The sequence below is a fragment of the Candidatus Propionivibrio aalborgensis genome, from assembly GCF_900089945.1.
GTDB classification, from domain to species: Bacteria; Pseudomonadota; Gammaproteobacteria; order Burkholderiales; family Rhodocyclaceae; genus Propionivibrio; species Propionivibrio aalborgensis.
Map to the genome: position 1 here is coordinate 1 of NZ_FLQY01000080.1, position 6,051 is coordinate 6,051.

Sequence of the window (6,051 nt, forward strand, 5' to 3'; positions counted from 1 at the left end):
AAGTATTTACGGAGCAGTTACACTCGCGTCATAACGCTGTTGCACTTCAGACTTGAATCCGCCACCTCTTTCTTCCTACGAATAAGGAATAGTGTCCACGCTATGAATCAAGCAATACACAATCAGGGAATGCACTCAGCCTGCCCCATTTGCGATACGCCATCTCAGTATGAATACAGTGGGCGTGACTTGATGTTCGACCTGCATACGCGCTATGACTATTTCGTTTGTCCGGAATGTGCTTGCGTTTTTCAGAGTCCGATACCGGGTATGGATGTCATAGCCTCTTTCTACCCAGAGACTTACACTGTTTTCGATCAGGAGAATCGGACGCGCAATATCAGCAAATTGCGAAAGGCCTTTCTGCAGAGTACGCGCGGTTACGATCATTTGCGATCGCCTTTGCCTTATCGGTTGTTGGCAGCGTTCATGGCGTTGTTTCAGCAGTCGACGACACCTGCCTGGGAGGGTGGAGGGCGGCTTCTGGATGTAGGCTGCGGCAACGGTCGTTTCTTAACGTCCATGAGAACGCTAGGCTGGGATGTTCAGGGCGTCGAATTCAGCGAAACTGGAATGAAGGCCTGCCGCATGAGCGAGCTGCTCGTACACCATGGCGACTTGGCGTCTGCGCGGTTTTCCGACGGGAGCTTCGATCTGGTTACGGTGCGTCACGTTATTGAGCATGTCCCGGAGCCTCGCCCTTTCATGGCTGAACTAACCAGAATCCTGCGACCGGGAGGGCGTTTGGTGGTTGAAACCCCAAGTAGCGAAGCACTCGGCCGACAGTGGTTCAATACTTATTGGTATGCCAACGATGTGCCGAGACATCTCTTTCTTTTCTCCCCGGCCAATCTGGAGCGCTTGGGCGCCGGTTGCGGATTGCTCAAATCTGGCTTGGTGATGGAAACAACACCGAAGATATTCCTCAACAGTTTTGACTACCTGATCCGCAACCAGGGCAAGGCGTCAAAACGGATCGCTTGGAGGCGCTTCCTGGCCCGCATTTACGTTTGGCTGGCGCAGCGAAAAGGGCGCGGTGACACGATGCAGATGACCTTTATCAAACCAGCGGCGTAGTCGAGAAGTAACCGAGGCGCAATGACCGGTATGACGAAGCGAATACTGTTTCTTTCCAAGGGGGAAAGTTCGGCATCCACGCGCTACAGAGCAATGCAGTATTTTCCTTTGCTGCAGCGGGCGGGCTTTGACGTTGCTCATGCCGCTGTCTCCGGAGGAATTTTCAATTATCTGTATGCGCTGCGTAGCGCTGCAGCAGCAGACATTGTCGTGATCCTGCGCAAGACCTTTCCGGCTCCAATGCTCTGGCTGCTACGCTGGCTTTCCAGCAGGCTTGTATATGATTTTGACGATGCGGTCTTTTGTAACTCCGACGGCTCACCTTCCGCTACACGTATGCGTCGCTTTACTGCAATGGCGGGAACTTGCGACCATATACTGGCAGGCAACGGATTTCTTGCAGGAACTGCCGCTCGTTTCAATCCGGCTGTTACTGTGATTCCGACCTCCGTGGACACGAGTCAATACGCGGCCGAGAGCCCAAAACCTGATGACAGTATTGACTTGGTCTGGATTGGAAGCAGATCGACAAGGAAATACTTGCTTGAAGTGCTGCCGGCCTTGCGCCTTGCGTCGGTACGCTTACCTCGACTGCGTCTGAAGGTCATTGCTGACTTCGATCTGCCTGAGGCCGGTCTTCCGACACTTGCCGTGCCATGGACTTCGGCAACCGAGGCGAGTGAACTCGCCTCTGCACATATCGGCATCGCTCCGATGCGCGATGATGACTGGAGTCGCGGCAAGTGCGCGCTGAAGGTCTTGCAGTACATGGCCTCCGGTCTTCCGGTGATTTCCTCGAATGTAGGCGCCAACGCCGAAGTGGTTGATGACGGGGTTACCGGCTACCTCGTCAACTCGGATGAGTCGTGGTGTGAACGCATTGTAGAATTAGCTGCCGACACTAGCTTGTGTTCCCGACTTGGCGATGAGGGGAGAAAACGTGTGTTGGCTGACTATTCCGTCGATCCAGTCTTTTCCCGCATGCGCCCGGTTTTTGATGCGTTGTCTTGAATCCTTCCGGATAAAGGCTCGGCGATGATAACCGCATCGCCGTTTGTTTCGGTGAAACGTTGGATTTCACGCAACCCGCTACTGGACAACCATGGGGTGATATCCGGTTCACTACGCGACACTTCCAGAACAGCCAGATCGTATTGTTTCTGAGCGATCCTTTCTGGCAGAAGCGAACGATCTTGAGCGCCGAGCCGGGTTGCAAAACGCCAGCCGGCGTAGTACGCGGCGCGGGGGCTTTCGATATATACCCTGGGCGATTCGCTTGCGTTTTGAGCAAGCCAGCTACCAGCCTGGACAAAATGCTGTTTACTGGGATTGAGCGAAACGACGTTGCTTGCCAAGCTGATTCCGGCAAGAAGTATCATGGCATGCTTCCAGCGAGGAAACCGCCGCATTAGCAGCCACAAACCATAGCCGACCAAGGGGGTTGCCAACAAGCTCAGCACCGCTACGTAGCGGCCAGCTAGAAACTGCAGGTCTAGGACAAAAACGACCAAAACCAGTATGTGAGCAAAAAATGCCCAAGTGAACGGCTGCCAGCGGGTTAAGGTCATCCGCAATGACTGCGTGGAAAAAAGGAACAATAGAGGCACGCTGAATATGCCAAGTTGCTTCACGAATTTTATCGGGATAATGGAAATTGAGCCAAAAAACAGTATGCTTTTGGCTTGATCACGCGCGTAGGGTAGCAAGGAAGCCGATAGCGCTTGTGCCTTTGTCTCAAAACCTACAAGGTTGAATCGGTTGAAATCCGCCACAAGTCGATTCCCGGATTCAAGTTGCCCAGTGAGGAAAAGCACTGCAAAGGCTACAAGACCGAGAACGGGAAGGCCGCCAATCATCAATGTACGGTGCAACTTCTCTCCTTTCGGCGAGGTGAACCATTGCCACATGATCAACGCAGGAAAGAATGTGAGAGCTTCGGGGCGAAAAAGAGCGGAGAGTACCAGCGCCAATTGCGCAAGTAGCGCCATTGGCCAGCGGGGTGATTCTGACCATCGCAAGGAAAGCCAAAAAGTGAGCATGAAGAAGAACCAGCAGCCATATTCACGCAGGATTTCGTCCCGGTAATGGTTCAGTCCGGGCAAAGCGAGCAGGACGAGGCAAATGGGCCAGACTGCTTCAGGATACTTGCGGCCGGCGCAATCCGTCATCAGGGCACAGGCTCCTGCTAGAAACAGTGCGTTTAAAAGGTACCCGGACGTTTCCAGACCAAAACCTGTCAGCTTTGAAAACAATGCCATCACTATTGGCAGGAAAGGCAGGCTAAAGGTTTCTTTGGCTGCAACAAACCCTTCATTCAGGAACACGCGTGCCGTATCGACGTAAAGCATGCCATCTCTGTTAAGCGACCCACTGGTCGAAATGGCTATCCATGAAATCAAGAGACTGGCAATGAACGCTACTCTCGCCGGGGTCACCCAGTTGGTAAATCTAATGAATAGGGACGAAGAGGCTGACAACATACTGGATCAGTCGTTGGTTTCCAAAGATTGTCTCTTCCAGTAGCCAATCATTTCAATGGTTGTCGGAGGCATCAGATAGCGATGCTGAGTCAGCCAAGGAAAAAGTCCAGCGTATCCGAGAAGAGTGAGCAGATCAGCGCTTAGGCTGCGCAGAACCTGCCCCCTCTTGCGAAACCACGATCCTTTCAACCTGATTCTGGCAAGGTCTTCGTCAATCATCCGAAAGTCATCCACTACGTCTGTGGTAAGGCGAGCTACTGACTCGTCAAACGAGAGGTCAGGAAAGAGCTTCTTGACGCCTTCGGGAGTAAACCGCCAGTAGTCCGATGGGTACCCATGAAACTTCCAGGCATGAGGTACGGAGACATAGAGGCATCCGTTTGCTCCGAGAAGCCGAGTGATGTTCGCGGCCATAAGAAAAGGCTGATCGCAGTGTTCAAGAACGCTTAAACAGAAAATGGTGTTGAAGCGTTCTCCACCCAAGGTGGTATCGATTTGATCAAAGGGGCTGGTGAAGTCGATAACCCGATCTACTCCTTTTCCGGGTGACATGTCGACGCCAATGTAAGCTTCTTTTGGGAACAAACTTCGAAGGTTCACAGTGGAACCGTAGTCCTTAGCGCCGATTTCTAGAAAAGGGCCCTTGAACAGGTTCTTGTTCTGTTGGATATAGAGCTCGTGGTTCCTAAATCCCATCTAGATTCACTCCAGGCCAAAGGTTTTCTTGACCAGAATATCTTCCATCACCAGATACTCCAGATCCGACCCATAGAACATGTTCAGCGCATCGGTCGGCGAACAGATCATTGGTTCGCCGCGGCGATTTAGCGAGGTGTTTAGAACGACTGCGTTGCCAGTGAGTTTTTCAAGTCCGACCATCAAATCGTAGTAGCGCGGATTGTGTTCTCGCTCAAGAACCTGGGCGCGGGAGGTTCCATCCTCATGCACGACTTCAGGAACGCGGCTCTTCCATTCCTCGGCGACTTCGAAGGTGAAGGTCATGAACGGCGCAGGGTGATCGCTGCCCAGCATTTTCGGGCCGACAGTGTCGATCATGCTGGGGCAGAAGGGGCGCCAGCGTTCGCGGAACTTTATCTGCTCGTTGATGCGATCGGCGACGCCGGCGGCGCTCGGGCAGCCGAGAATGGAGCGGCCACCGAGGGCGCGCGGGCCGAATTCCATGCGACCCTGGAACCAGGCCACCGGCTGGCCGTCGACGAGCAGTTGAGCGATGCGTTGCGGTACGCAGGTGTCACCATTTTCGATCTGCTGCCATTGCGGTTTGGCAGGGTGGCGGGCACAGGCGGCAATCACATCTTCGTTGCTGTAGGCCGGGCCGAGGTAGACATGTTCCATCTTCTCTACCGGTACGCCGCGCGCCACCGAAACATAGGAAGCTGCACCAACGGCGGTGCCGGCGTCACCTGAGGCCGGCTGCACGAAGAGTTCCTTGAGGTCGGAGCGGGCGATGATCTTCTGGTTCAGCTTGACGTTCAGTGCGCCGCCACCGGAGAAGGCCAGCTTGCCGGTTTCGCGCAGGATGTCGCCGAGGTAGTGCTCGATCATTTGCAGCGACAGATCCTCGAACAGCTTCTGTATGCTTGCCGCGTAGTGGATGTAGGGGTCGTCGGCGATGTCGCCGTGGCGCATCGGGCCGAGCCAGTCGATCAGCTTGGGCGAGAAGTAGTAGCCCCTGCTTTTTCCATTTTCGTTCTCCTTGTAGCGGCGGAAGCCGATCACGTTGGCGTAGTCGGTATTGACGATCAGTTCGCCATTCTCGAATTTCGCCAGCCGTGAAAAGTCGTATTTGCTCGAGTCGCCGTAGGGCGCCATGCCCATCACCTTGTACTCGCCGTCGAGCATCTCGAAGCCGAGGTATTCGGTGATTGCGCCGTAGAGGCCGCCGAGCGAATCCGGGTCGTAGAACTCCTTGATCTTGTGGATCTTGCCGTTCTCGCCGTAACCGAAGAAGGTGGTCGCGTACTCGCCCTTGCCGTCGATACCGAGGATCGCCGTCTTCTCGGTGAAGCCGGAGCAGTGGTAGGCCGATGAGGCGTGCGCGAGGTGATGTTCGACCGGAATGATCTCGATCTTCTTTAGGTCGAAACCGAGCTGGGTCAGGCACCACTCGATGCGCTTCTTGTAGCGGTAGTAGCGGCGGTTGCCTGTGAGAATGGCATCCAGGGCTCGATCCGGCGCATACCAGTAGCGTTTCGCATAGTGCCAGCGTGCCTTTTCGGCGAGGCTGATCGGTGCGAAGGGAATCGCTACGGCATCAACATCCGCCGGCTTGATTCCGGCAAATTCCAGACAGAACTTTGCTGCTTCGTAGGGCATGCGGTTCTTGGCGTGCTTGTCGCGGACGAAGCGTTCCTCCTCGGCGGCGGCAACCAGCTTGCCTCCGATGTAGAGTGCGGCCGAGGGGTCGTGGGTCAGTGCGCCGGAAAGTCCTAGTACAGTCAGTGCCAAAGTATTCTCTCACACGGTTGCCTTG

The 6,051-nt window shown here is 54.6% G+C and carries 5 protein-coding genes; 2 read left to right on the forward strand and 3 right to left on the reverse strand.

The window, feature by feature from the left end; all coding sequences use genetic code 11:
• Nucleotides 1-192: 192 nt before the first annotated feature.
• A complete protein-coding gene (locus tag PROAA_RS05350; protein ID WP_186410355.1) occupies nt 193-1,077 on the forward strand; it encodes a class I SAM-dependent methyltransferase in 885 nt (294 codons plus the stop codon).
• A 108-nt stretch (nt 1,078-1,185) separates the two neighbouring features.
• Nucleotides 1,186-2,088: a glycosyltransferase family 4 protein gene (locus tag PROAA_RS05355; RefSeq protein ID WP_222102115.1), complete on the forward strand. Its 903-nt coding sequence runs from the start codon at nt 1,186-1,188 to the stop codon at nt 2,086-2,088.
• Here the strand turns inward: PROAA_RS05355 and PROAA_RS05360 are convergent.
• From PROAA_RS05360 to PROAA_RS05370, 3 genes are all read right to left on the reverse strand, one after another.
• Entirely contained in the window at nt 2,031-3,425 is a 1,395-nt protein-coding gene (locus tag PROAA_RS05360) for a hypothetical protein (protein WP_186410357.1), read from the reverse strand. The genes PROAA_RS05355 and PROAA_RS05360 overlap by 58 nt on opposite strands.
• 138 nt (nt 3,426-3,563) lie before the next feature.
• On the reverse strand, nt 3,564-4,253 hold the full coding sequence (locus PROAA_RS05365) for a class I SAM-dependent methyltransferase (protein ID WP_186410358.1): 690 nt from the start codon (nt 4,251-4,253) through the stop codon (nt 3,564-3,566).
• A gap of 6 nt (nt 4,254-4,259) precedes the next feature.
• Nucleotides 4,260-6,026: a carbamoyltransferase family protein gene (locus PROAA_RS05370; RefSeq protein ID WP_186410359.1), complete on the reverse strand. Its 1,767-nt coding sequence runs from the start codon at nt 6,024-6,026 to the stop codon at nt 4,260-4,262.
• Nucleotides 6,027-6,051: the final 25 nt, after the last annotated feature.

Excerpts from the sequence above, each read along its gene's own strand:
- PROAA_RS05350 (WP_186410355.1), top strand. The coding sequence starts at position 193 with ATGTTCGACCTGCATACGCGCTATGACTATTTCGTTTGTCCGGAATGT.
- PROAA_RS05360 (WP_186410357.1), bottom strand. The coding sequence starts at position 3,425 with ATGCTTTACGTCGATACGGCACGCGTGTTCCTGAATGAAGGGTTTGTT.
- PROAA_RS05365 (WP_186410358.1), bottom strand. The coding sequence starts at position 4,253 with ATGGGATTTAGGAACCACGAGCTCTATATCCAACAGAACAAGAACCTG.